Below are 24,610 nucleotides of genomic sequence, written 5' to 3'. Positions count from 1 at the left end.
ACAAGGATCACGAACTCTCCGTCCGCGATGTCAATCGACACCCCGTGCAGGATCTGCGCGGCGCCGAACGCCTTGCGCACGTCACGAATTTCGACCGACGCCATGGTCTCGGCTCGTCCCTCTCAGCACCCGGGGCGCCGGCTGGAGCCCTCACGCGTTCGGGATGGCCCCATGCCCGCAGGCATAGGCGAGCGCTCCGTGCCGCACCACGGCACAGCATGCGCCCCAAGGGCGACCGAACGCAATGAAGGATCGAGGCTCATGCCAGCGCCACGTCCCGCGTTTCCTCCGGCGTCGGACGTGATGCTGCCGCCGCCATTGCTTGCCGGCGGCGTCGGCCCCACGGGCGCCGCGCCGCTCTCGTCTTCGGGCGATCGTTCTCGACGACCATCCGCAAAGGAGGTTAGACAGAGGCTCGGAGGAATTCAATCGTTTAAGTCAACGCCGTGCCGCTGCCGCGGACCGCGCAAGATGCGAGAAGGAGAACGCCCGTGAGCCGACCCGACACCACCACCGCCGACATCCTGATGGTGCGACCGATGATGCCCCTCATCGTCGAGGGACTGGAGAAGCGCTTCACGCTACACCGCCTGTGGGAGGCGAGCGACAAGGACGCCTTGCTTGCCGAGATCGCCCCGCGTGTGCGCGGCGCTCTCGCCGGCGGCGCGGCCGTGCTCGACGGTGCGCTCATCGAGCGGCTGCCGAAGCTCGAGATCATCGGCAATTTCGGTGTCGGCTACGACGGCGTCGACGTTCGGACCGCCGCGGGAAGAGGGGTGGTCGTCACCAACACACCCGACGTGCTCACCGAGGAGGTCGCCGATCTCGCCCTCGGCCTGCTCATCGCCACGGTACGCCAGATTCCGCAGGCCGACCGCTATCTCCGGGCCGGCCGGTGGCTGGAGAAGCCCTATCCGCTGTCGCCGACGCTGCGCGACCGCACCATCGGCATCCTCGGGCTCGGCCGCATCGGCAAGGCGATCGCCAAGCGCTGCGAGAGTTTCGGCCTCGATATCGCCTATCACGGCCGCAGCCGACAGGCGGACGTGGCCTACCGCTACTTTCCCTCGCTCGTCGAAATGGCGAAGGCGGTCGACATCCTGATGATCGTCGCGCCCGGCGGCACAGAAACGAGACATCTGGTGGACGCCGCGGTGCTCGAGGCTCTCGGCCCGCAGGGCATCCTCGTCAACGTCGCGCGCGGCTCGGTGGTCGACGAGCGGGCGCTGATCGCGGCGCTCGCCAAGGGTACCATCCTCTCCGCCGGCCTCGACGTCTTCGAGGACGAGCCGTGCGTCCCGGCCGAGCTCATCGCCATGGACAATGTCGTGCTGCTGCCGCACATCGGCTCGGCCTCGGTTCACACGCGCAACGCCATGGGCCAGCTCGTCGTCGACAACATCGTCTCCTGGTTCGACGGCAAGGGTCCGCTCACGCCCGTGCCCGAGACGCCCTGGCCGCGCTGAACGCGTGACGCCCGACGCAGCCGCTTTGCCACGAGCGGGGCGGCCACGCCGAGAACCTCCTGCCGTCAGGCGGGGATGCGGCCGCCGAGTTCGTCCTCGATATGGGCGCGGATGATGGCCTCGAAGCTGTCGTCCGCCTTGAAGCCAAGCGCCAGCGCCCGCTGCGGATCGAAGTTGCGCGGCCAGCCGGCGACCATCCCGGCGATGACCGGATCCGGCTCGCGCCGGATCAGCGCGACGACCTTGTCGCCCGCCACCTTGCGCAGGGCCTCGATCTGCTCGGCGACCGTCACCGACACGCCCGGCATGGTCAGGTTGCGGCGCGGGCCGATAGCCGCCGTGTCCATCGTCGCAGCGTGCAGGAGGAAGCCGACCGCCGCGCGCGGGCTCGCATGCCAGTGGCGCACCGTGTCGGGCACCGGCAGGACGGCCTCCTGACCGGCGAGCGGCTCGCGGATGATGCCCGAGAAGAAGCCGGAGGCCGCCTTGTTCGGCTTGCCCGGACGCACGCAGATCGTCGGCAGGCGGATGCCGATGCCGTCGAAAAAGCCGCGGCGCGTGTAGTCGGCGAGCAGCAGTTCCCCGATCGCCTTCTGTGTGCCGTAGCTCGTCAGCGGAGTGAGAAAGAACTCGTCGTCGATGGCATCGTGGAAGGGCGCGCCGAACACGGCGATCGACGAGGTGAAGATCACGCGCGGCCTGTAGCCGTCGCCGATGCGGCGGATCGCGTCGAAGAGATGGCGCGTGCCGTCGAGGTTGATACGGTAGCCCTTGTCGAAGTCGGCCTCGGCCTCGCCGGACACGATCGCGGCGAGATGCACGATGAGGTCGGGCCGACCGGCGACGAGCTTCTCCGCCTCGCCCGGGAGCGAGAAATCGGACGCGACGGTCTCGACCGCAAAGGGGGCGCCGGCCGGCGCCGCGGGTGCGACCACGTCGTGCAGCGTCATGCGCGCGATGGGCTTGGCGCCGAGACGGCCGTCTGTCGCGAGCCGCTCGACGAACTTGCGGCCGACCATGCCGGCCGCGCCGATGACGAGAATATGCATGTCAGCTCGCTCCTCTACCCCTGCTGGCGCTCACAGCGCGAAGCCGCCGTCGACCAGATGGATGTGGCCCGTCGTGTAGCGCGACTCGTCGGACGCGAGATACACGGCAAGCCACGCCACCTCCTCGGCCGTGCCGAGCCGGCCCATGGGCTGGCGGTCGATGAAGGCCTGGCGCACGGCCTCGATGCTCTGGCCCGTGTTCCGGGCGAGCGTCGCGATGCGCTCCTCGAGCGACGGCGACTCGATGGTGCCGGGGCAGATGGCATTGGCGCGCACGCCCTTCTTGATGAAGTCGGCCGCCACCGCCTTGGTCAGGCCGATCACCGCCGCCTTCGTCGCGCCGTAGACGTAGCGGTTCGGGATGCCGCGCACGGACGAGGCACCGGAGGCGATGTTGACGATGGAGCCGTGGCCCTTGGCGAGCATGCCCGGGAGGAAGGCCTTGATCGTGCGGTGCATCGACTTGACGTTGAGGTCGAAGGAGAACTCCCAGTCCTCGTCCGAACAGTCGAGCACAGTGCCGTGGTGCACGAAGCCGGCGGCATTGACGAGCACGTCGGCCGTTCCGAATTCCGCGGCCAGCGCCTCGACGGCCTGCGTGGAGCGGACATCGAGCCGGCGACAGGTCGCCCCGTCGAGCCCGGCGAGCTTGCCGGCATCGAGATCGGTCGCCACCACCGTGGCGCCTTCGCGCAGGAAGAGTTCGGCGCAGGCCCGGCCGATGCCCTGCCCCGCCGCCGTCACCAGACAGGTCTTTCCCTTAAGACGTCCCATCGTCCTCCCCTTCGTCGTCACGTCGATCGCTTTCGTCATGTGCACGAGCCTGCGATCAGGCAGCTTCTCGATGCGCTCCACCGCGTAGCCGTGCCGGGCGTACCGGGCGACGTTGGCGGCGAGCTTCTCGCCGGTGTAGAGCCGCAGCATCGAAAGGCCGAGCGCACGGGCGCGTTCCTCGGCGGCAGCGGGCAGGCGGTTGCCGAGGCCCTCCCCGCGGACGCGCGGCGCCGTGGCGAGGCTCCAGATGAGGAGGTCGCCCGCCCGTAGGAAAGGATGAGGGCGCCGGTCAGCCCCTCGTCGTCCTCGGCGAGCCAGATCTCGCAGTCGGCGAAGATCGCGCGACAGTCGGCCGTGATCGGCAAGGACTTGACACCGGGGAGCGTCCGGTTCTGCGCATAGGCCGCCGTCTGCAGCCGCACGAGAGCCGGCACATCCCGTGCCTGAGCCCGCCGCAGACCATGCGGACTGTTCACGCCGACGCTCCCCCGGCATCAGGGCTGGTGTGACAGGCCCCGCCACGCCTCATGGCAGAGGCCTCCGGCCACGCGCCAGATCGGCCCGGAAGAACTCGTTGATCTCCTCGAAGGGGACGGCCGTGGCATAGGCCGCGAAGGAGCCGGACGCTACGGCCCCCGCCGCTGCCATGAAAGCCCCCCAGGCGAGCCGGCACAGGGCCGAGCCGCCGCTCACACGTTTGACCCCCAGCGCCTCATAGTCCCGCACGTTGAGGCCGACCGCGGGCGACACGATGACGCTCACGGGTTTCGGCGCGACGGCTGCGACGAGAGTGCGGATCTCGTCGGCCGTCGCCCCGGTGGGCGCATAGACGCAGTCCGCGCCGGCTTCGGCATAGGCGACGAGGCGGCGCAGGGCATCGTCGAAGCGACGGGGATCCCCGCCGACCGCGAGATCCGTGCGCGCCGTGAGCAGCACACCCGTGGCAGATGCATCGATGGCGGAGCGCGCCGCGGCGATCCGCTCGGCCGCGAAGGCCTCCTGATAGAGCGGCCGATTGCGGTCTCCGGTCGCGTCCTCGATCGTCAGCCCCGCCACCCCGGTGTCCAGGCAAAGGCGGACATTGGCGGCGAGATCTTCCGGCTCGTGCGCATAGCCCGACTCGAAGTCCGCGTTCACCGGCAGATCGGTCGCTTCGACGATCTCGCGAATATGCGCGAGCATCACGTCGCGCGGCACCGCCCAGTTGGCGTCGGGCAGGCCATCCTGGAAGGCGATGCCGGCACTCGTCGTCGCCAGTGCCTTGAAGCCGAGATGCTGCAGGTAGCGCGTCGTGCCGACGTTCCATGGGTTGGGGATGACGAAAGCCCCAGGCCCCTCGTGCAGCTTGCGGAAGGTGCGACGCCGGTCGTGGATTGTGCTCACGGATCGTCTCCCTGTCCGGCCCCGGCTCCCGGCGCGGGACGGCCTCAGTGGTTGTCGCGCGGCACGCCGTAGGTCTGGGCCACGCGCTGGTATTTCACCGCCGGCTTCAGCACCATGCCTTCCGAGAGCTGGTCGACCATCGCGCGCTGGATCTCCTGCCAGGGCGTCTGGCTCGCGGGGAACTTGTAGCCGCCGTGTTTCTGCAGCTCGGCCCGGCGGGCGGCCAGTTCCTCGTCGGAGACGAGGATGTTCGCCTCGCGCTTGTTGAGGTCGATGCGCACGCGATCGCCGGTCTTGAGCAGGGCGAGGCCGCCGCCCGCCGCCGCCTCCGGCGAGGCGTTGAGGATCGACGGCGAGCCGGAGGTGCCCGACTGGCGCCCGTCGCCGATGCAGGGAAGCGAGGTGACGCCCCTCTTCAGGAGGTAGGAGGGGGCGTGCATGTTCACCACCTCGGCGGCGCCCGGATAGCCGATGGGTCCCGCGCCGCGCATGAAGAGCATGCAGTGCTCGTCGATGGCGAGCGCGGGGTCTTCGATGCGCCTGTGGTAGTCCTCCGGCCCGTCGAAGACGACGGCGCGTCCCTCGAAGGCGTTCGGATCGGCGGGGTTCGACAGGTAGCGGTCGCGGAACTCCCTGGAGATCACGCTCGTCTTCATGATGGCGCTGTCGAACAGGTTGCCGCGCAGCACGATGAAGCCAGCATCCTGCATCAGCGCCGTCTCGAAGGTGCGGATGACGTCGCGGTCCTCCGCCTCGCGGCCGCGGCAGTTCTCGCCCATGGTCCTGCCGTTGACCGTCAGCGCGTCCTCATGGACGAGGCCGTGCTTCATGAGCTCGTTGACGACCGCCGGCACGCCGCCGGCGCGGTGATATTCCTCACCGAGGTACTTGCCGGCCGGCTGCAGGTCGACGATGAGCGGCACCTTGTGGCCGACGGCTTCCCAGTCCTCCACCGACAGCTCGACGCCGACGTGCCTGGCGATAGCGTTGATGTGGATGGGCGCATTGGTCGACCCGCCGATGGCGGAATTGACGACGATGGCGTTCTCGAAAGCCTCCCGCGTCAGGATGTCGGAGGGCTTCAGGTCCTCCCACACCATCTCGACGATGCGCTTGCCTGTCTCGTAGGCGATCTGAGCCCGCTCGCGGTAGGGTGCGGGAATGGCCGCGCAGCCCGGCAGGCTCATGCCGAGCGCCTCGGCAAGCGAGTTCATGGTCGAGGCGGTGCCCATCGTGTTGCAATGGCCGACCGACGGCGCCGACGACGAGACGAGCTCGATGAACTTCTCATAGTCGATCCTGCCTTCGGCAAGCAGCTCGCGCGCCTTCCACACGATGGTGCCGGAGCCGGTGCGCTCACCGCGGAACCAGCCGTTGAGCATCGGCCCTCCGGACAGCACGATCGCCGGGATGTTCACGGTGGCGGCGGCCATGATGCAGGCCGGCGTAGTCTTGTCGCAGCCGGTGGTCAGCACCACGCCGTCGAGCGGATAGCCGTAGAGCACCTCGACGAGGCCGAGATAGGCAAGGTTGCGGTCGAGCGAGGCCGTCGGGCGCTTGCCCGTCTCCTGGATGGGATGGACGGGGAACTCCATCACCACGCCGCCGGCGGCCCGGATGCCTTCGCGCACGCGCTCGGCGAGGACGATGTGATGCCGGTTGCAGGGCGACAGGTCCGAGCCCGTCTGCGCGATGCCAATGATCGGCTTGCCGGACTGCAGCTCCTCGCGCGTCAGGCCGTAGTTCAGGTAGCGCTCGAGATAGAGCGCCGTCATGTCCGGGTTGTCCGGGTTGTCGAACCACTGGCGCGAACGAAGCTTGCGGCGCTGGTCGCCGGTCGGCGCGGTCATCGGCTGTTTCCTTCCCTCGGCTGGCGGCGCCTTCCTGCCGCCGCCCCGGTTTAAATCAATTAAACCGGTTTGATTTCAAGTCGAGCATCGCTCTAAATGCGAGGTGAAATCAATCGCCGCCCCATGCGACGGGCACAAGGCTCGGTTGCCACCCATGCGGCCGCAGCGACGACGAGTGCGGGAGGGACGATGACGCTGCCGATCGTTCCGGCCTTCGGCCGCATTGGTGAGGAGAATGCCTTCGCGGTGCTCGCGCGGGCGACCGCGCTTGCGGCCGAAGGGCGGGACATCATCAATCTCGGCATCGGCCAGCCGGACTTCCCGACGCCACCACACATCGTGGAGGCGGCCGTCAGGGCGCTCAGGGACGACCATCACGGCTACACGCCGGCCACCGGCATCCTGCCCCTGCGCGAGGCGGTGGCCGCCGACCTCGGTCGGCGCCTCGCGGTCGAGGTTTCGCCCGAGGAGGTCCTCATCGTCCCCGGCGGCAAGGTCACCATGTTCATGGCGATCCTGATGTTCGGCGAGCCGGGCGCCGAGATCCTTTATCCCGATCCCGGCTTTCCCATCTACCGCTCGATGATCGAGTTCACGGGCGCGACACCGGTGCCGGTGCCGATCCGCGAGGACCGGGGCTTCTCCTTCTCGGCCGAGGAGACGCTCGCCCTGATCACGCCGCACACGCGGCTCCTCATCCTCAATTCCCCTGCCAACCCCACGGGCGGCGTGACGCCCAAGGCCGAGGTCGACAGGCTCGTCGCGAGGCTCGCCGACCATCCGCGCGTTGCCGTCCTCTCCGACGAGATCTACGCGCAGATGACCTACGACGGCGAGGCGCACGTGTCGCTCCTGCAGTATCCGGCGATCCGCGACCGCCTGATCCTGCTCGACGGCTGGTCGAAAACCTACGCCATGACCGGCTGGCGGCTCGGCTATTCGGTCTGGCCGAAGCCGCTCTACGAGGCGGCGCGCAAGCTCGCCGTCAACTCCTATTCCTGCGTCAATGCCGCCGCCCAATGGGCGGGGCTCGCCGCGCTCACCGGCCCGCAGGACTGCGTGGCCGCGATGGTGGCCGAGTTCGACCGCCGCCGGCGGTTCGTGGTGGACGGGCTCAAGCGCCTGCCGGGCGTCACCTGCGCCACGCCGAAGGGCGCCTTCTATGCCTTCCCCAACATCACGCGCACGGGCTGGAAAGCGAAGGCGCTCGCCTCCGCGCTCCTCGAGGAGGCGGGCGTCGCCACCATCGGCGGGCCCGACTTCGGCATCCACGGCGAGGGCTACATCCGCCTGTCCTACGCCAATTCGACCGAGAACATCGCCCGGGCCCTCGAACGGATGGGGGACTTCCTGGCTCGGCGAAAGGCCGCCTGAGGCCGCCCGTTCGCCGGTGAGGGCGCCGATCACGTCCGCGCTCGTCACGACCTCGGCGAACTCGAAGCCGAGCGTCGCGATGTGCGCCGCATGTACGGCCTCCGCCGGGATCGTTCCGCCCCGGCCGTCGGGCAGATCGAAACAGTCGCAGGCATCCGACACGACGATCATGCGATAGCCGAGGTTGGCGCCGACCCGCACGGTCGTCGACACGCACATGTCGGTCGAGATGCCGAAGGCGACGATCGTCCCGATGCCGAGGCGTCGCAATCGCAGGTCGAGATCCGTGCCGATGAAGGCGGCGTTGACGCTCTTCGTCACCAGGGCCTCGCCCTCGATCGGCGCAAAGCCATGGCGAAAGGCATTGCCCGGCTGCCCGGGGCGAAGCGTCGACCGCGGCCCGACGCTGTCGGGCCGCACCTGCGAGCACGGGGTACCGCGGCTGAGCGGCATTCCCGAGATCGTCGCCTGTCACTCCCGCGCCGGGCCGATCGACCTGATGCTGACGATCGAGTGCGGGGCCAATGCCGCGCTCGACGCCGTGCGCGCCAAGGTGGCTACGACATCGGGCGTGGCGAGCGCGGTCACCTACGTGGTGCTGCGCACGCATGTCGACACGGCCGGTGCCGCATCATGAGGGCGGCGTTCAGGCCGACAGCTTGACCTGCGCCGCAGCGGCGTCGATCTGCGCGACGAGCTGCGGATCGAGCTTCAGTGCTCCCGCGAGCTCGGCCAGGAAGACGCGCTCCCTCGTCTCGTCCGGCTCGATGGCGAGCCGAGCGGCCGTATAGACCTCGACAGCGATCTCCGGCGTCGCGGCGCCGGCGGCGAGCGCCGCCACGGAAGCGGGCCGCGCGAGTTCCGCGTCGAGGAACTGGCTCGCCTCCATGTCGAAGCCGGCCTCCTTCAGTCCCCCGATGATGCTCCTCCTCTCCGCGTCGTCGACGTGCCCATCCGCGGACGCAGCGGCGATCATGGCGCGCAGGAGCAGCAGCGCCGTATCCTGCGAGGCGGCATCAGCATTGAACGGCGAGGACTGCGGCGCGGGCAGGGCAACGGCCTCTGCCTCTCCCGGCTGCGCCGCGGGCGCCTGACCCGCCTGCCAGTTGCGATAGGCGGCATAGGCGAGGCCGCCGATGAGGGCGAGACCGCCGATCTTGGCCGCGGAACTGGCGATCTTTCGCCCGCCCTTGGAGCCGAGGAGCAGGCCTGCGAGGCCGACGACGACGGCGCTCGCGGCAAGATTGCCCCGCGGCGTCTTGAGATAGTCCAGCGCCTTGCCGAGGAGGTCGCCGGCGGCCCGTCCGCCGCCCGCCGCACGGCCGAGCGCACTGCCACCCCCGGCGGGATAGCCTGCACCGCCCCCGGTCATCTGGCCGAGAACATCGCCAAGCATGCCGCCGAGGCCGCTGGACGGGCCGCCGGTGGCGGACTTGCCCCCGCCCGCGGCCGAGCCGACCAGCACGTCGAGAAGCTTCTTGGCGTCGAACATCGCAATCTCCTCCGGTTGGACCGCGGCCGAGTGGTGCCGTGGTCCGCAGAACGGTGCCAGAGGAAACGCGTCTTCCCGGCAGTTTCGCGGCAGCCTTGCGGCGCGCCTCAGCCCGGACCCGGCAGCGGCAGGCCGCTCGCATCCTTCAACGTCTCGAGCACGATCTCCGAGCGCAGGCGGGCGATGGCCTCGTGCGGGAGGAGCACGTCATTGACGAGCTGCGACAGCTCGCGCAGGTCGCCCACCATCACCTTCATCAGATAGTCGGCCTCCCCCGTCAGGGCATGCGCCTCAAGGATCGCCGGCGTGAGATGCACGAGATCGCGCAAGCGGCGCGCGTTGTCGCGCGAATGGGCGTTGAGCGCCACGTGGATGAAGACGGTGACGCCGAGGCCGAGCCGCGGCGCGTCGAGGTCGGCACGGTAGCCGCGAATGACACCGGCCGCTTCGAGACGCTGCCGCCGACGCGACACCTGCGAGGCCGACAGGCCGATGCGCTCGGCGAGCGCCGCGTTGGTCAGCGAGGCATCGTCCTGGAGCGCCGCCAAGAGGCGCCAATCGAATCCGTCGAGATCGATTGTTTCATGCATCTGCACGCCGCCCTTCGCATGAACCATGCATCATTTTCGGCGGACACCCGCAATTTGCAAGCACCATGCACGCCTCTGGCGGCAGTCTTGTGCTCGGAAACGCTCGCAACTGGAGGCACACCATGGGACCCTTCCCGCACGATGCGGCACCGGCGACGATCAGTGACTCGAACCCGATGGGAACCGACGGCTTCGCCTTTGTCGAATTCGCCCACCCGGAGCCGGCCAAGCTCGAAGACCTCTTCCGCACCATGGGCTTCTCGCCCGTGGCGAAGCACAAGTCGCGTGCCGTCACCATCTGGCGACAGGGCGATGTCTGCTATCTCGCCAATGCCGAACCCAACTCCTATGCCACGGCCTTCAAGGCCGCCCATGGACCTTGCGCGGTCGGCATCGGCTTCTGCGTCGTGGACCCGCAACATGCCTATGACCGGGCGCTCGGACTCGGAGCGAAGGCGGCCGACACCTCACGCGGCGTGCTCGCCCTCGACGGGCGCGCCATCGAGGGCATCGGCGGTTCCGTCATCTATCTCGTGCCGCGCGGCGAGGCCTGGATGGCCGATTTCGAGCCGATCCCCGGCGCGGACCAGCGCCCGGAGGGCGTCGGCCTCTATTACATTGACCACCTGACCCACAACGTTCACCGCGGCCGCATGGACGTGTGGGCTGGCTTCTACGAGAAGCTCTTCAACTTCAAGGAGATCCGATTCTTCAACATCGAGGGCAAGCTGACCGGACTCATCAGCCGCGCCATCACGAGCCCCTGCGGCAAGATCCGCATCCCGATCAACGAATCGGTCGACGACAAGAGCCAGATCGAGGAATACCTCAAGGACTACAAGGGCGAAGGCATCCAGCACATCGCCTGCGGCAGCCGCGACATCTACGCGACCGTCGAAAACCTGCGGGCCAAAGGCCTGCCCTTCATGCCCTCCCCGCCCGACACCTACTACGAGAAGGTCGACGCGCGCGTACCCGGCCACGGCGAGCCGCTCGAACGGCTGAAGGCGGACGGCATCCTCATCGATGGCGAGGGCGCGGTGAAGGTGGGCGAACGCGGCGGCACCATGACGAAGGTGCTCCTGCAGATCTTCTCGGGCACTGTGCTCGGGCCGATCTTCTTCGAGTTCATCCAGCGCAAGGGTGACGAGGGCTTCGGCGAGGGCAACTTCCGCGCCCTCTTCGAGTCGATCGAGGAGGACCAGATCCGGCGCGGCGTGCTGCACGTGCCGGACGCGGCGGAGTAGCACCCGTCCGAGGGCGGTGCGGGGGCGCTCGCGCCAACGACCGCCCTCACAGTCGCGTCAGGCGCGAACGACCTCCACGTCGAGCGACAGGCCGCTGGCCGTCGCCCGCTCCTGCGTGACGACGCGTTGCCCCCTTCCCCTACTTTGCCGGAACCTTCCTGTCGACCGCCCCTGCCTGGGCGCGCGGGGGAACCGTCCCGTCCCGGGACGGCGTCCTCCCTTCACTCCGCCGCGGCACCTGCCGGGCTCTCGGCGGCCTTGCGCTCACGACGGCGCAGCTTGCGCGTCTCCCGCCATTCAGCCATGCGCGCCAGCGCCATCAGCGCCGCCGGCGTGACGATGAGCGTGAGCACCGTGGCGAAGCCGAGGCCGAAGACGATCGCAGTCGACAGATGCACCCACCATTGCGTCGACGGCGCGCCGATGTCGACGGCACGGGTGACGAAGTCGATGTTGATGCCGAAGGCGATGGCGAGCACGCCGAGCACGGCCGTGACCGCCGTGAGCACCACCGGGCGGGCGCGCTCGCGGCAGGTCTCGACGATGGCGTCGTAGGCCGACCATCCCTCATGCCGCAAGCGGTCGTAAGTGTCGATCAGCACGATGTTGTTGTTCACGATGACGCCGGCATTGGCGATGACGCCGATGCCCGTCATGACCACGCCGAAGGCCTGTCCCATCAGCATCAGGCCGATGAGCACGCCGATGGTCGACAGGACGACCGCCGACAGCACCAGGAAGACGCTGGTGAACTTGTTGAACTGGGCGAGCAGGATGGCGAAGATCAGGAAGATCGCGGCGCCGAACGCCTTCATGAGGAAGGCTCCCGCCTTCTCGCGCTCCTCGTCCTCTCCCTTCAGCTTGAAGGTCACGCCCGGGCCGAGATCGGCCTTGGCGAGCTCCTGCATCACCGCATGCTGCACGGCCGCCGTCTGCACGCCCTCGGCCACGTTGGCGGTGACGGTGACGACGCGCCGGCCGGCGACGCGGTTGATGAGCCCGACCTTCTGCTCCGGCTGGCGCGCCATGAAATTGCTGATCGGCACAGCGCCGGCGGCCGTGTTGATGCGCAGTTCGTCGAGCTGGTCGAGGCTGCGGCGGTTCTCCGGGAAACGCAGGAGGATGTCGACAGCCTTGTCGGTGTCGTTCGGCCGGTATTCGGCGACCTTCACGCCATTGGTCACGAGCTGCACGCCCGTGCCGACGGTCAGCGGGCTCGCGCCGTACTTGGCCGCCTCCGCCTTGTCGACGTCGATGCGCCAGTCGATGCCCGGCAGCGGCAGGCCGTCGTCGACGTCGCGCGTGTCGGACCGGGCGCGCAACAGGGCCGCCGCCTTGCGCGCCGCCGGGAAGAGAAGATCGGGATCGATCGAGGCGATCTGGATCGTGACGGGCTTGCCCGTCGGCGGGCCCGCCTTCGGCTTCGTCACCTCGATGATGACGCCGGGGATGTCCTGCGTCTTGGCGCGGATCTCGTCCATGATGACGGAGGACTTGCGCCGCTCGCGCCAGTCGACGAACTCGAACTGGATGGTGCCGATGGTGTCCTCGGTCACCTCCGTGGAGCCGCGCTGGCCTTCGCCGGAGCGCGCGTAGATGGTCTCGAGCTCCTTCATGCCGAGGAGCCTTTCCTCGACCTGGCGCACAAGCCGGTCCTTCTCCGCGATCGACAGGTTGCCGCGGGCGCGCACCTGCACCAGGGCGAATTCCGGCTCGACGTCGGGGAAGAACTCCACCCCATTGCCGAGGCGGCCGTAGGCCTGGATGACGCCGACGAGCAGCAGCACCGACAGGCCGAGCGTGGCGAAGGGATGTTTCAGCGCCAGGCGGACCGTGCGCATGTAGGGGCCGCGCTCGGCCATGCGCTCGTCCTGCACGTGGCTCGCGCGCCCCAGCATGGCGCCGAGCGTCGGCGTGAAGAACAGGGCGACGATCAGCGAGGCCGACAGCGTCGCGATCAGAGTCAGCGGCATGTACTTCATGAACTCGCCGACGATGCCCGGCCAGAACATCAGCGGCGAGAAGGCGGCAACCCGCGTCGCCGTGGCGGCGATGACGGGCCCGGCCATGCGCTTGGCGGCAAGCGAATAGGCCTGCGGCGCCGGCATGCCCTCGGACATGCGGCGCTCGGCGAATTCGGAAACGATGATGGCATCGTCGACCAGCATGCCCACCGCCAGGATGAGCGAGAAGAGGACGACGATGTTGACCGTCAGCCCCGCAAGCTGCAGCCCGAGGATGCCGGCAAGGAACGAGGCGGGAATGGCGATGCCGATGAAGATCGAGGCGCGAGCCCCGAGCACGACGAGCATGATGACGATGACGAGCAGAACGGCGGTGATGACGCTGTTCTGCAGCTCGTGCAGCATCGAGCGGATGTCCTTCGACTTGTCCTGCGTGAAGGTGACCCGCACCGTCGCTGGCCAGGTTCGCTGCAGCTCGCCGACCACCTTCTTCACGTTGTCGACTGTCTCGATGAGGTTCGCACCCGTGCGCTTGACCACCTCGATGGCGATCGCCGGCTTGCCGTTGATGCGCGTGATCGACGTCGCGTCCTTGAAGGTCGGGCGTACTTCGGCGACGTCGCCGAGCGTCACCGCGGCCGCGCCCGTCGCCGCCACGGGAAATTTCAGGACGTCCTCCGGCCGTTCGATAAGCGACGGCACCTTGACCGCGAAACGGCCGGAGGCGCTCTCCAGCGCGCCGGCAGCAACGAGGCTGTTGCCCGCGGCAAAGGAATTGACGAGCTGGTCGAGCGAAATGCCGTAGCTCTTCATCAGCATCGGCTCGGCGATGATCTCCACCGCCTCGTCGCGCGCGCCGCGCAGGTCGGCGGACAGCACGCCGGGGACCTGCTCGATCGCCGTCTCGCTCTGGCGGGCAAGGCGCAGCAGCGTGCGCTCCGGCACGTCTCCCCCGAGCGTCACCACCAGAACCGGGAAGAGGGAGAGATTGACCTCCTGCACCTTCGGCTCGTCGGCATCGCGCGGCAGGTCGCTCTTGGCGTCGTCCACCTTGGCGCGCACGTCGGCCAGCGCCTTGGCGGAATCGAAGCCCGCCTCGAACTCCACGAGCACGTAGCCGCCCCCCTCATAGGCGGCCGAGCGCATTTCCTTGATGTTGGCGACCGATTTCAGCTGCGTCTCCATGGGACGCAGGATCAGCCGCTCGGCATCCTCCGGGCTGATGCCGCGCTGCGTGACGTTGACGTAAATGATCGGCACGCGGACATCCGGCTCGGATTCCTTCGGGATCGACACGTAGGCCGAGAAGCCCGCAATGAGCAGGAAGAGGAGCGTGGCGATGGTGAGGCGCGCGTGCGAGATCGCGTAGTCGACGGGATTGGCCATGACGCTCGGCTCTCGGCTGGCAGCATTTTCGCCGCAGTGGGCGCCGGAGCGGGCGGACCCGAAGCCGGCACCAGCGGAACATGCTTCAATTCTCAACAGGCAGGACGTGCGCTCCGACCGAATGCAGATCGGACCATGCGCGCTCTCGCCGCGGTCAGGCGGTGCTGCCCGCGGCGACAGGCTCCACGAGCTCGCCTTCCTTGACGAAATCCTGGCCCTGGACGATCACCTTGGCGCCGTCGGCGACGCCGGCGAGCCAGAGCTGATCGAGGCTGTCCTCGACGATGGAGACCGGCACGAAGGCGACCTTCCCGTCGCTGCCGACGGTGCGCACGCCGAGCTTGCCCTCGCCGGAGAAGGTGAGCGCCGAACGCGGCACGCGCGCCGCCTCGGCGGGCGCGAGGCGCAGCGCGACCTCGCAGGTCACGCCGTCGGCGATGGAGAGGTCCGGATTGTTGAGCGCGACGTCCACCCGATAGGTGCGCGTCTGGGCGCTCGCCGTCGGCGCGATGAAGCGCACCCGGCCCTCCGCCTTCTGCCCGGTGACGAGCTTGACGGTGGCCGAGTCGCCAACCCTGACGCCGCCGAGCTGCCGCTCGGCGATCTCGACGACAGCGAGCATCGGATCGAGGGCAATGATCTCCGCGACATTCGCTCCCGGCTGCAGCGCCTGGCCGTTCTCGACCGGAACGGAGTTGACGATGCCATCGATCGGGGCGCGCACCTGGCTCTTGTCGCGCTCGGCCTCGGCCTGCGCGAGGCTCGCCTCGGCAGCGCGCAGCTCGGCCTCGAGCTGGGGCTTGTTGATCGAGGGGTAATTGCCTGTTTCGATGAGCTTGAGCTTGGCCTTGAGCTCGATCTTGCGTTGCTCGAGCTTGGCCTCGGCCTGAGTGACCATCGCCTCGCGCGCCTCGTCGGAGAGCACGGCGACCACGTCGCCGGTCTTGACGACCGCGCCGCGGCGCACCTTGAGGTCGACGATGACGCCGGGGGCGCGCGCGACGGCAGTGGCGCGCTTGTCCGCCTCCGTGCGTCCGGAGACGACCACGCGGCGGGCGTGCATCTCGACCTTGGCCGGCACGACCGAAACGCGGAAGCGCGGGGCCTCCGCCTCCTTCTTCTGCAGCGCCGCCGTCACCTCGGCTGCCCTGCGCTCGTCCTTGCCGATCACGCCTGAACCGATCCACGCGGCGGCGGCCACGACGATGACGGCCGCGGCAATTCGACTGCCCTTCATGATGACGCCTCCGCGTCGCAACGTTCGTGTTGCAAATTCGCTTCACCCAAACTCGCCTCGCCCTTCAGCAGGGCGCCGATGAGGTGCAGGACCCGCCCGACCTCCTCCTCGGCATCAAAGTCCGGCAGAATGGCGCGCCGCACGAACAGCCCGTCACCCAGCGTGCAGATGATCACCGCGATGCCGTGCGCATCGACCTGGCACGGGATCTCGCCACGGCCCTGCGCTTCCTCGATGAGGGCCGCGAGGCGCCCCATGACCTCGCGTTCGAAGGTCCGCGTGATCTCGCCCATCGTGGCGTTGCGCGTGGCCTCGGCCCAGATCTCAAGGCAGAGGATCGCCTTGCCGCGCGGCTCGTCCTGGAAATGCTTGCGCCCCAACGCCCGGAACGTCGTCATGAAATCGTCGGCATGGGCGATCGCCGCGAAGTCCGCAGCCATCTCGCAGCGGTCCCGCTCCGCCAGCCCCTCCACGATCGCATCCTTCGACGGAAAGTAGCGGTAGAGGTTGCCGGGGCTCATGCCGGCCTCTGCCGCAACGTCCTGCATCGTCGTGCGATGGAAGCCGCTGCGCACGAAACAACGTTCGGCCGCATCGAGAATGCGGGCGCGGCGGTCGACGCCGGGCTCGCCGGCAAGCGGGGAAGTGGCGTCCTGTTTCATGGAGCAGGCGAGAATGAACGTTCATTCTCCCTATGTGACGAAAGTTACCGGGCGTCAAGCGCCTCCGTTTCCCCCCGCCGTTGTCATCACCGCTTCAGGCGCACGCCCGCCACGGCGGTCATGACGAGCACCCCGCCGATCCACTGCATCACCGTCGGCACCTCCGCGAAGATCAGCCAGGCTGCCAATACGGTGACGGCGGGTTGCAGGAAGATGACGAGCGATGTGACCGCGGCCGGCAGGCGCCCGAGGGCTACGGTCATCAGCCCCTGCCCGAAGGCGTGACAGCCGACGCCGAGAGCAGCGAGCACGAGCCATCCGTCCGTCGTTCCCGGCAGGAGCGTCTCGCCCCTGAGCAGAGCGACCACAAGGCATGCAAGGGCGGCAACCGCCGAGGACACGAGGCCGACACGCCCCGACCCGCTCTCCGTCCGCGCCTCCTTGACCCAGAAGAGATAGGCGCCGTAGGCCGCGGCAGCCGCGACCGCCAGCGCATCGCCGGTGAGCGCGCCGCCGTTGCCCGGTCCGCCGCGCCCCACGAGGAGACAGGCCCCCAGGAAGGCGAGCGCAAGCCCCCCGAGGGTGCGCCGGTCCGAGCGCTCGCCCATGGACAGCCAGGCCGCCAGCACCAGGCCGAGCGGCGCGAGATTGACCAGGATCACCGCGTTCGCCACCGAGGTGAGCGACAGCGCCGCGTTGTAGAGGACCATGTCGATGGCGAAGGCGACGCCGGCGAGCACCATGGCCTGAGAGGCGCGCAGCCCCCCGTCGGCCGTCGACGCGGATGCGGAGGCCGGCTCCAGCCGGGCCCAGAGCGCCAGCGCCGGCAGGGCGAAGACCATCCGCCAGAAACCGGTCGCGCCGAAGCCCACCTCACTGAAACGAACGAGGATGGAGGCGAAGGCAACGGCAACACCGCCCACGAGAAGGCCCGCGAAGGCAGGCCAGGCCCGCTCGGCCTCGCGTCGGGAGAAGGATGCAGTGGTCATGGCAATCGGCCCGGCGGCGAGGATCGCGCCGACGTAGCACAGGCCGTGATATCCGAATAACATATGCTTTCAATGAATCCATTGGATGTTCTGATGATACGCCCGCCGCTCGATCTCGAAGCCCTCGCCATGCTCGTGGCGGTCGTCGATGCGGGCAGCTTCACCGCCGCCGCGGCGCGCCTCGGTCGCTCGCAGTCGGCTGTGTCGCTGCGCATCGCCGAGCTCGAGCGGCGGGTCAGTCACCGGCTCCTGGAACGCGACCGGCGCGGCGTACGCCTCACGGACGCGGGCGAGCGGCTCGTCGGCCATGCGCGGCGCATGCTCGCCATCGCCGACGCCGCGATGGTGGAGATGGGCGGGCCGGCGGCATCGGGGCGCGTGCGGCTCGGCATCCCGGACGACTATCTCGACGCCTTTCTCCAGCCGCTCATCTCGCGTTTCGTCCTCGCCCATCCGCGCGTCGAGCTCGAGGTGCGCTGCGAACTGTCCTATCGCCTCGAAGCGCTCGTCGGTGCGGGCGAGCTCGATGTGGCGGTGGTCACGCGCGATGCGGCGCGGCCGCTCGGCGAGCTGCTGCGCCGGGAGCCCGTGCTGTGGGTCGCCGCTCGCGGCCATCGCCCGGAGCTTCAGGAGGTCTTGCCGCTGGCGCTCTTCCCTGAGGGCTGCCGCTGCCGTCCCGACATCCTCGATGCGCTCAACCGGGTCGGCCGCGCGTGGCGGGTCGCCTATACCTCCTCCTCGACCCAGGGCATCCTGCTCGCTGTCCGGACGGGGCTGGGCGTCACGGCGCTCGTGGAGAGCGCCATCCCTGCAGAGCAGTTGCGCATCATCGGCGAGGCCGAGGGCCTGCCGCCGCTGCACGACGTCGGCATCGGGCTCCTCACGGCCAAGGCCGCGCCGCTCGCGGCCCGGCGCCTCGCAAGTCACCTGCGCGAGCAGCTCGCGCCGGCCTCCGTCGCCGCCTGACGGCGGCCCTCACGCCATGGACGGTGAGGGCCGCATCGTGCGCGCCGCGAGGACCTGCCGCACGGCGACGGGGCTCGCCATGGCGAGGCCGGCGAGCGTCGACATCAGGCCGGGCGCGACCGTGGGCAGGGCGGCAATGCCGATGAGCCAGCGCTCCCAGCCGGCGAGCGGCGCCAGCGCATAGCCGGCGAAGGCGGCGGACAGCAGCGTGATGCCGGCAACGCAGCCAAAGGTCGTGACGAGGAAGTCGGCCCAGGTGAAGCCGGGCGTGACGATGAGCATAGCCGGGCCATAGACGAAGACGAAAGGCACCAGCACCTTGCCGAGAGCCAGCCGGAATGCCGTGTTGCCCGTTCTGAACGGGTCAGCCCCGGCCATGCTCGCCCCCGCATAGGCCGCGAGCGCCACCGGCGGGGTGATGTCGGCGAGCACCCCGTAATAGAAGACGAAGAAATGCGCCACGATTGGCACCACGCCCAGCATGCCGAGCGTCGGCGCCGCGACCGTCACCATGATGATGTAGTTGGCCGTCGTCGGCACGCCGCAGCCGAGGAGAATGCAGACGATGGCCGTCATGAGGAGTGTGAAGAACAGGGTGAGGCTCTTCGGCTCCAGGAGCCCGCCGGGCAGCACGGCAAGCACCGCCTCGCCCATCTGCGCGGCCAGCGTCGTGACGATGAAGGAGATCTTGAAGCCGACGCCGGTGAGGGTGACGACGCCGACGATGATGCCCACAGTTGCCGCCGCCGCGCCTACGGAGATCGCATATTTCGCTCCGACGACGAAGGCGTCGATCAGATCGATGACGCGTGCCTTGTTCTCGTCGTCCGAGAGCCAGGCTCGAACGGCGAAGGCCGCGACCACGAGAAGCAGCGGGACGGTGACGGCGAGTGCGGTGAGCACGCCCGCGGCAACCGCGAGGCAGAGCACGGCGAAGAAGCCGATGGTCACGGCCGGAACGCGCACGACGCCGACGAGGATGCAGGCCGTGATGCCCCAGAAGGCGGCGAGATAGGGCGTAAAGCCGGAGAACAGCACGAGCAGCAGGGCGCCGAGCGGCATGAGCGACTGCCAGCCCTCGCGCAGCACCGCCACCGGGTTCGGCAGTTCTTCGGCACGCATGCCGCGCATCCCCGAGCGCTTCGCCTCGAAATGCACCTGCATGAAGACGCCGAAGAAGTGCATGAGGGCCGGCACGACGGCAGCGAGGATGACGCTCGTGTAGGAGATGCCCAGGAACTCGACCATGAGGAAGGCGGCCGCGCCCATGATGGGCGGCGTGATCTGCCCGCCGGTCGAGGCCGTCGATTCCACCGCCGCCGCGAAGTGGCGCGGGTAGCCGAGGCGGATCATGGCCGGGATCGTCAGCGAGCCGACCGTCACCGTATTGGCGATGGACGAGCCCGAGATCATGCCGAACAGCGCCGAGCCGAAGATCGACACCTTTGCCGGGCCGCCGGCATAGCGGCCGGCGAGGCAGGACGCGAGGTCGATGAAGAGCTTGCCGAGCCCGATGCGCGTCGCCAGCACGCCGAAGAGGACGTAGTGGAACACGTAGGTTGCAACCACCCCCAGCGCCACGCCGTAGATGCCCTGGCTCGTCAGGTAGAGATGGTTGACGATATTCGCCCACGAGGCCCCCGGATGCTTGAAGATGCCGGGCATCGACGGGCCGAAATAGGCATAGAGCATCAAGCCGATGGCGATCACGGGCAGCGGCCAGCCGACGCCGCGACGCGTCGCCTCGAGCAGCACGACGATGAGCGTCGTCCCCATGGCGACGTCCAGGGGCGAGGGATTGCCGATGCGGAAGGCGAGATCCTCGAAGATCCACGGGACATAAAGGCTCGCGCCAGCCGCCGCGACCGCGAGCGCCCAGTCCACGAGCGAAATGCCGCCGGGCCGGTACCAGCTCGCCGGCACGAGCCTGTCCCGGTCCGCCTGCCGCGCCGTAAAGACGAGGAAGATCAGGCCGATGACGAAGGCCATGTGGATGCCGCGGTGCGTCGTCTCGCGCAGAAGCCCGAAGCCCGCGGTGTAGTAGTGGAATGAGGAGAGCGCGAGGAGCAGCCCCGCCACGAGCCAGGCCGTGCCCGGCAGGAGCGGCCGGAAGCGCATCTCCGGATCGAACTTCTCCTCGAGTGACTGCGGATCCGGGATCGTGGCAAGATCGGCGGGCAGCGGCTTGTCCGTCATGGGGGGCGGCCTGAGCGAAACGACAAGGAACGCCCCCACCCGGCGACCGGACGGGGGCGGAGGAGACGAGAATGGGCCTGTCCTTACTTCAGGAGGCCCGCTTCCTTGTAGAACTTCTCGGCCCCGGGATGAACGGGGATGCCCACGCCGGCGAGCGCCGTCTCCTTGCGGATGAACTTGCCCTTGGCGTGGCCGGCATCGAGCGCCGCGCGCGTCTTGTCGCTCCACAGGCCCTTGACGATCTCGTAGACGACGGCGTCGGGCACCTTGGCGGACGTGACCCACTGCGCTCCGACCGCCAGCGTCTTCGTGGCGCCCACGCCCTTGTAGGTGCCCGCCGGGATCTCGTCGGCAGCGAAGAAGGCGTGTTTCTTGCGGATCTCGTCGGCCTGCGGCCCGTCGATCGGCACGAGGTCGATGCCCGAGCTCGTGGCCGCGAGCTCGGTGATGGCGCTCGTCGGATAGCCGCCCACGAAGAAGAAGGCGTCCATGCCGCCGTCGCGCATCTTCTCGGCCGCCTGGTTGGGCTTGAGATAGTCGGCCTTCACGTCCTTCTCGCTCAGCCCCCAGCCTGCGAGGATGATCTTGGAGTCGACCAGCGTGCCCGAGCCCGGCTCGTCGAGCGACACGCGCTTGCCCTTGAGATCGGCGACCGACTTGATGTTGGCCGCCTTCGACACGACGAGGTGGATGCTCTCGGGATAGAGATTGGCGAGGAGGCGCAGGTCATCCACCTTGCCCTTGCCTTCGAAGAGGCCGGTGCCCGTGTGGGCCCAGAAGGCCACGTCGGACTGGCTGAAGCCGGATTCGAGCGCCCCCGAAGCGATGGCGTTGACGTTCGCCACCGAGCCGTTCGCCGCCTGGGCCGTGACAACGAGGTTCGGCGGGTTGGAGACGGCATTGGCGATAAGCCCCCCAACCGGATAATACGTGCCAGCCGTGCCGCCGGTGCCGATGCGGAAGAAGGCGGGGCCCTGCGCGAGTGCCGGGCGGCCGAGGACGGCCGCCGCGCTGAAGCCGAGACCGAGGCGGGCGATGTCGCGGCGGGTGAAGAGTCCAGTCATTGCGTCGATCTCTCCTCAACGATGATCACACGGCCGAAGGCCGGCCTCGCCGGGAGAGATTAGCGGCAATTGTGCGAGCGTCCATGCGAGCGACAGGCACCGCGCCCGCTCGCGCCGCCAGAGTGACAGGTTTCCCTTGCTTCGCCGCGGCAATGGCAGGGAGCTCGGCTCGAGACATCCGGAGAAGGCGCGACGGGCGAGCCGCCCGCCGCGCCGCATTGCTTACATGTGGGCCGCGAATCGCCCGTGCCGGGCATCCGCCATCAGCTTGTTGAAGCTGGCGCCGGTCAGGCGCACGATGCTCGAGTGGTCGCCACCTTCGATGAAGACCTCGGGCTCGTTGGCCAGGCTGTCATCCATCACGACACGGAGCCCGTAGGCCGCGCCGATCGCCGGCACGGCGCCCTGCTCGCAGTCGCGGAACAGCATGCCCATCTCGGGTTCGTCCACCATCCGCACATCTTCGCCCAGGAGGGCGCGGAGCTCCGAGAAGGAGATGTGGCAGGACGCGGGCAGGACGGCGAGGACATAGTCGTTCTCGCCCTTCAGCACGACGCCCTTCGCCAACCGGTCCCCGGGCACGTGGCAGGCCTCGGCGGTGCGCGCCGACGTCTGGGTGCGCGGATGTTCCAGGATGTCGTAGGAGATGCCCTGTTTGCCCAGATACTGGGCCAGTGTGATCGCAATAGCCATGGCACGCCTCCCTCGTCCGGGCCTGACGGTCCGCGCCCCGAAGGTGGCAAGCATGGCATGCCGCCATCGTCCCGTGACGGACCGAGCGGCCGGTGCTTTGACAATTATAGTACGAAGCCGGCGGCGACGGGACTGCCTACGGCGCGCTGCGAGCGTCTTTTTCGCGCCGCCGGGCCGCAGCCGATGCGACCACCGCCCCAGGTGGTTGCATTGCCGCCACCGCGGTCGACGCCCTAAGCTCCGGCCGAAGCTGGAGATCCACCATGACCCTTCACAGCCGTATCGCCGAGGTGACGGAGCGCATCGCGCGGCGCAGCCACGACAGCCGCGCCCGCTACCTCGCGCGCATTGCGGCCGCCGCCGACGCGGCACCGCGCCGCCGCCGGCTCGGCTGCGCCAATCTCGCGCACGGCTTTGCCGCCTGCGCTCCCGGTGACAAGGCTGCGCTGCGCGAGGGTGTCGTGCCGAACCTCGCCATCGTCACGGCCTACAACGACATGCTCTCGGCGCATCAGCCCTTCGAACGCTTTCCGGACGTGATCCGCGCCGCAGCGCGCGAGGCGGGCGCCGTCGCCCAGGTCGCCGGCGGCGTGCCCGCGATGTGCGACGGCATCACCCAGGGCGAGGCCGGCATGGAGCTGTCGCTCTTCTCGCGCGACGTCATCGCCATGGCCACCGCCATCGCCCTGTCGCACCAGATGTTCGACGCCGCGCTCTATCTCGGGGTGTGCGACAAGATCGTCCCCGGCCTCCTCATCGGCGCCCTCTCCTTCGGCCATCTGCCCGCCGTCTTCGTGCCGGCCGGGCCCATGACCTCCGGCCTGCCCAACGACGAGAAGGCCCGCATCCGGCAGCTCCACGCCGAGGGCAAGGTGGGGCGCGATGCCCTGCTCGAGGCCGAGGCGCAGTCCTACCACGGGCCGGGCACCTGCACGTTCTACGGCACGGCGAACTCGAACCAGATGCTCATGGAGATCATGGGCCTGCACCTGCCCGGTGCGTCCTGCGTCAATCCGGGCACCACCCTGCGCGACGCCCTCACACGCGCCGCGACTCAGCGCGCCCTCGCCATCACGGCGCAAGGCAACGAATATACGCCCATCGGGCGGCTGGTGGACGAGCGCACCATCGTCAACGGCGTCGTCGGCCTGCACGCGACCGGCGGCTCGACCAATCACACGCTCCACCTGATCGCCATGGCGGCGGCCGCTGGTATCAGCCTCACCTGGGACGACTTCTCGGATCTCGCCGAGGTCGTGCCTCTCCTGTGCCGCATCTATCCGAACGGCAAGGCGGACGTGAACCATTTCCACGCCGCCGGCGGCATGGGCTTCCTCATTCGCGAGCTTCTTGCCGCAGGCCTCCTGCACCGCGACGTGACGACCGTCTGGGGTACCGGCCTCGACGGCTATGTCGTCGAGCCGGTCGACGGCTGCGGGCAATTGCACTGGCGCGAGGGGGCCAACCGCAGCGGGGACGAAAGCGTGCTGCGCGGCTGCGGGCAGCCCTTCCAGCCGACGGGCGGCCTGCGCGTGCTCGACGGCCCGCTCGGCCGCGCCGTCATCAAGACCTCCGCCGTCGCCCCCGAGCGCCACGTGATCGAAGGGCCCGCACGCGTCTTCCACAGCCAGGAGGCCCTTCAGGCGGCCTTCAAGGCCGGCGAGCTCACGGGCGACTTCGTCGCGGTCGTCCGCTTCCAGGGGCCGAAGGCGAACGGCATGCCGGAGCTGCACAAGCTCATGCCGCCCCTCGGCGTCCTGCAGGACCGCGGCCAGCGTGTCGCCCTTGTGACCGACGGGCGCCTGTCGGGCGCCTCGGGCAAGGTGCCGGCAGCGATCCATGTCACGCCCGAAGCGGCGGTGGGCGGCGCCATCGCGCGCATCCGCGATGGGGACATTGTCCGCCTCGACGCCGCCGCGGGGCGGCTCGACGTCCTCGTCGATCCCGCCGAACTCGCAGCGCGCACGGCTGCCACCGCCGACCTCGCTGAGGCGCATGCGGGCGTGGGGCGCGAACTGTTCTCGGGCTTCCGTGCTCTCGTCGGTCCCGCCGACAGCGGCGCGCACGTCTTCGCCGCCTGACTGGCTTGGCCTGTTTGGCTAGGGAGGAGGAACCCGCCGGTTGGGCACTGATGTGCGGGGCCATCTCTTCTGACGTTGCCCCTGCGATCTAATCCGGATTGAAGTTCGTTCTGGCCCACTGAGAGGACCAGGACATGAAGCGCAGCC

The 24,610-nt window shown here is 69.0% G+C and carries 19 protein-coding genes and 2 pseudogenes; 6 read left to right on the top strand and 15 right to left on the bottom strand.

Annotated elements, in window-relative coordinates:
* Positions 1-104: pseudogene (locus QNA08_RS18520) on the bottom strand (sugar ABC transporter ATP-binding protein); the annotation flags it as partial.
* A gap of 423 nt (positions 105-527) precedes the next feature.
* Here QNA08_RS18520 and QNA08_RS18515 point away from each other — a divergent pair.
* On the top strand, positions 528-1,466 hold the full coding sequence (locus QNA08_RS18515) for a 2-hydroxyacid dehydrogenase (protein ID WP_283742211.1): 939 nt from the start codon (positions 528-530) through the stop codon (positions 1,464-1,466).
* Positions 1,467-1,531: 65 nt separating this feature from the next.
* Here QNA08_RS18515 and denD read toward each other — a convergent pair whose 3' ends face one another.
* The 4 genes from denD to QNA08_RS18495 are packed head-to-tail and all read right to left on the bottom strand — an operon-like array spanning position 1,532 to position 6,522.
* A complete protein-coding gene (gene denD, locus QNA08_RS18510; RefSeq protein ID WP_283742208.1) occupies positions 1,532-2,515 on the bottom strand; it encodes a D-erythronate dehydrogenase in 984 nt (327 codons plus the stop codon).
* A gap of 30 nt (positions 2,516-2,545) precedes the next feature.
* Positions 2,546-3,784, bottom strand: coding sequence for an SDR family oxidoreductase (locus QNA08_RS18505; protein WP_283742207.1), 1,239 nt, complete (start codon positions 3,782-3,784; stop codon positions 2,546-2,548).
* Positions 3,785-3,814: 30 nt separating this feature from the next.
* Positions 3,815-4,672, bottom strand: a complete 858-nt coding sequence (locus QNA08_RS18500; protein WP_283742206.1) for an isocitrate lyase/PEP mutase family protein — start codon at positions 4,670-4,672, stop codon at positions 3,815-3,817.
* A gap of 44 nt (positions 4,673-4,716) precedes the next feature.
* The gene (locus QNA08_RS18495; RefSeq protein WP_283742205.1) at positions 4,717-6,522 is read right to left on the bottom strand and encodes an IlvD/Edd family dehydratase; all 1,806 of its coding nucleotides are present in this window, start codon (positions 6,520-6,522) and stop codon (positions 4,717-4,719) included.
* 189 nt (positions 6,523-6,711) lie between these two features.
* Here QNA08_RS18495 and QNA08_RS18490 point away from each other — a divergent pair, with 189 nt between their 5' ends.
* Positions 6,712-7,896 carry a pyridoxal phosphate-dependent aminotransferase gene (locus QNA08_RS18490; protein WP_283742204.1) on the top strand — a complete coding sequence of 395 codons (1,185 nt, stop codon included), beginning with the start codon at positions 6,712-6,714 and terminating at the stop codon, positions 7,894-7,896.
* Positions 7,897-7,908: 12 nt separating this feature from the next.
* Here the strand turns inward: QNA08_RS18490 and QNA08_RS18485 are convergent.
* Positions 7,909-8,334: pseudogene (locus QNA08_RS18485) on the bottom strand (isochorismatase family protein); the annotation flags it as partial.
* On the opposite strand from QNA08_RS18485, the gene QNA08_RS19090 reads away from it, so the two are divergent.
* The gene (locus QNA08_RS19090) at positions 8,261-8,533 is read left to right on the top strand and encodes an Lrp/AsnC ligand binding domain-containing protein (RefSeq protein ID WP_422679953.1); all 273 of its coding nucleotides are present in this window, start codon (positions 8,261-8,263) and stop codon (positions 8,531-8,533) included. The pseudogene QNA08_RS18485 and the gene QNA08_RS19090 sit on opposite strands and share 74 nt — an antisense overlap.
* A 9-nt stretch (positions 8,534-8,542) precedes the next feature.
* On the opposite strand, the gene QNA08_RS18475 is transcribed toward QNA08_RS19090, so the two are convergent.
* Entirely contained in the window at positions 8,543-9,388 is an 846-nt protein-coding gene (locus tag QNA08_RS18475) for a tellurite resistance TerB family protein (RefSeq protein WP_283742203.1), read from the bottom strand.
* Between the two features lie 107 nt (positions 9,389-9,495).
* Positions 9,496-10,005, bottom strand: a complete 510-nt coding sequence (locus QNA08_RS18470; protein WP_283742202.1) for an Lrp/AsnC family transcriptional regulator — start codon at positions 10,003-10,005, stop codon at positions 9,496-9,498.
* A gap of 95 nt (positions 10,006-10,100) precedes the next feature.
* Here QNA08_RS18470 and hppD point away from each other — a divergent pair, with 95 nt between their 5' ends.
* On the top strand, positions 10,101-11,225 hold the full coding sequence (gene hppD / locus QNA08_RS18465; RefSeq protein WP_283742201.1) for a 4-hydroxyphenylpyruvate dioxygenase: 1,125 nt from the start codon (positions 10,101-10,103) through the stop codon (positions 11,223-11,225).
* A gap of 221 nt (positions 11,226-11,446) precedes the next feature.
* Here the strand turns inward: hppD and QNA08_RS18460 are convergent, their stop codons facing one another.
* The 4 genes from QNA08_RS18460 to QNA08_RS18445 form a co-directional block, all read right to left on the bottom strand.
* The gene (locus QNA08_RS18460; protein WP_283742200.1) at positions 11,447-14,575 is read right to left on the bottom strand and encodes an efflux RND transporter permease subunit; all 3,129 of its coding nucleotides are present in this window, start codon (positions 14,573-14,575) and stop codon (positions 11,447-11,449) included.
* A gap of 154 nt (positions 14,576-14,729) precedes the next feature.
* Positions 14,730-15,812: an efflux RND transporter periplasmic adaptor subunit gene (locus QNA08_RS18455; protein WP_283742199.1), complete on the bottom strand. Its 1,083-nt coding sequence runs from the start codon at positions 15,810-15,812 to the stop codon at positions 14,730-14,732.
* Positions 15,809-16,285, bottom strand: coding sequence for a TetR family transcriptional regulator C-terminal domain-containing protein (locus QNA08_RS18450; RefSeq protein ID WP_283742209.1), 477 nt, complete (start codon positions 16,283-16,285; stop codon positions 15,809-15,811). Before QNA08_RS18450 ends, QNA08_RS18455 begins: the two co-directional genes overlap by 4 nt.
* Before the next feature lie 275 nt (positions 16,286-16,560).
* A complete protein-coding gene (locus tag QNA08_RS18445) occupies positions 16,561-17,526 on the bottom strand; it encodes a DMT family transporter (RefSeq protein WP_283742198.1) in 966 nt (321 codons plus the stop codon).
* Positions 17,527-17,556: 30 nt separating this feature from the next.
* On the opposite strand from QNA08_RS18445, the gene QNA08_RS18440 reads away from it, so the two are divergent.
* The gene (locus tag QNA08_RS18440; RefSeq protein WP_283742197.1) at positions 17,557-18,429 is read left to right on the top strand and encodes a LysR substrate-binding domain-containing protein; all 873 of its coding nucleotides are present in this window, start codon (positions 17,557-17,559) and stop codon (positions 18,427-18,429) included.
* 9 nt (positions 18,430-18,438) lie between these two features.
* Here the strand turns inward: QNA08_RS18440 and QNA08_RS18435 are convergent, their stop codons facing one another.
* The 3 genes from QNA08_RS18435 to QNA08_RS18425 form a co-directional block, all read right to left on the bottom strand.
* Entirely contained in the window at positions 18,439-20,625 is a 2,187-nt protein-coding gene (locus QNA08_RS18435) for a TRAP transporter permease (protein ID WP_283742196.1), read from the bottom strand.
* 83 nt (positions 20,626-20,708) lie between these two features.
* Positions 20,709-21,689: a TAXI family TRAP transporter solute-binding subunit gene (locus QNA08_RS18430; RefSeq protein ID WP_283742195.1), complete on the bottom strand. Its 981-nt coding sequence runs from the start codon at positions 21,687-21,689 to the stop codon at positions 20,709-20,711.
* A 222-nt stretch (positions 21,690-21,911) separates the two neighbouring features.
* A complete protein-coding gene (locus QNA08_RS18425) occupies positions 21,912-22,382 on the bottom strand; it encodes an aminoacyl-tRNA deacylase (RefSeq protein ID WP_283742194.1) in 471 nt (156 codons plus the stop codon).
* A 263-nt stretch (positions 22,383-22,645) separates the two neighbouring features.
* On the opposite strand from QNA08_RS18425, the gene edd reads away from it, so the two are divergent.
* Complete coding sequence (gene edd / locus QNA08_RS18420) at positions 22,646-24,463, top strand: phosphogluconate dehydratase (protein WP_283742193.1); 1,818 nt, start codon at positions 22,646-22,648, stop codon at positions 24,461-24,463.
* Positions 24,464-24,610: the final 147 nt, after the last annotated feature.

It is taken from the genome of Chelatococcus albus (genome assembly GCF_030067675.1).
Taxonomy (GTDB): domain Bacteria; phylum Pseudomonadota; class Alphaproteobacteria; order Rhizobiales; family Beijerinckiaceae; genus Chelatococcus_A; species Chelatococcus_A albus.
The sequence above is the reverse complement of the archived record's forward strand: the minus strand, read 5'-3'. Positions and strand labels throughout refer to the sequence as shown.

Excerpts from the sequence above, each read along its gene's own strand:
- edd (WP_283742193.1), top strand. The coding sequence starts at position 22,646 with ATGACCCTTCACAGCCGTATCGCCGAGGTGACGGAGCGCATCGCGCGG.
- QNA08_RS18490 (WP_283742204.1), top strand. The coding sequence starts at position 6,712 with ATGACGCTGCCGATCGTTCCGGCCTTCGGCCGCATTGGTGAGGAGAAT.
- QNA08_RS18505 (WP_283742207.1), bottom strand. The coding sequence starts at position 3,784 with ATGCCGGGGGAGCGTCGGCGTGAACAGTCCGCATGGTCTGCGGCGGGC.
- QNA08_RS18460 (WP_283742200.1), bottom strand. The coding sequence starts at position 14,575 with ATGGCCAATCCCGTCGACTACGCGATCTCGCACGCGCGCCTCACCATC.
- hppD (WP_283742201.1), top strand. The coding sequence starts at position 10,101 with ATGGGACCCTTCCCGCACGATGCGGCACCGGCGACGATCAGTGACTCG.
- QNA08_RS18435 (WP_283742196.1), bottom strand. The coding sequence starts at position 20,625 with ATGACGGACAAGCCGCTGCCCGCCGATCTTGCCACGATCCCGGATCCG.
- QNA08_RS18495 (WP_283742205.1), bottom strand. The coding sequence starts at position 6,522 with ATGACCGCGCCGACCGGCGACCAGCGCCGCAAGCTTCGTTCGCGCCAG.
- QNA08_RS18470 (WP_283742202.1), bottom strand. The coding sequence starts at position 10,005 with ATGGTTCATGCGAAGGGCGGCGTGCAGATGCATGAAACAATCGATCTC.
- QNA08_RS18475 (WP_283742203.1), bottom strand. The coding sequence starts at position 9,388 with ATGTTCGACGCCAAGAAGCTTCTCGACGTGCTGGTCGGCTCGGCCGCG.
- QNA08_RS18425 (WP_283742194.1), bottom strand. The coding sequence starts at position 22,382 with ATGGCTATTGCGATCACACTGGCCCAGTATCTGGGCAAACAGGGCATC.
- QNA08_RS18455 (WP_283742199.1), bottom strand. The coding sequence starts at position 15,812 with ATGAAGGGCAGTCGAATTGCCGCGGCCGTCATCGTCGTGGCCGCCGCC.
- QNA08_RS18440 (WP_283742197.1), top strand. The coding sequence starts at position 17,557 with ATGATACGCCCGCCGCTCGATCTCGAAGCCCTCGCCATGCTCGTGGCG.
- QNA08_RS18445 (WP_283742198.1), bottom strand. The coding sequence starts at position 17,526 with ATGTTATTCGGATATCACGGCCTGTGCTACGTCGGCGCGATCCTCGCC.
- denD (WP_283742208.1), bottom strand. The coding sequence starts at position 2,515 with ATGCATATTCTCGTCATCGGCGCGGCCGGCATGGTCGGCCGCAAGTTC.
- QNA08_RS18430 (WP_283742195.1), bottom strand. The coding sequence starts at position 21,689 with ATGACTGGACTCTTCACCCGCCGCGACATCGCCCGCCTCGGTCTCGGC.
- QNA08_RS18515 (WP_283742211.1), top strand. The coding sequence starts at position 528 with ATGGTGCGACCGATGATGCCCCTCATCGTCGAGGGACTGGAGAAGCGC.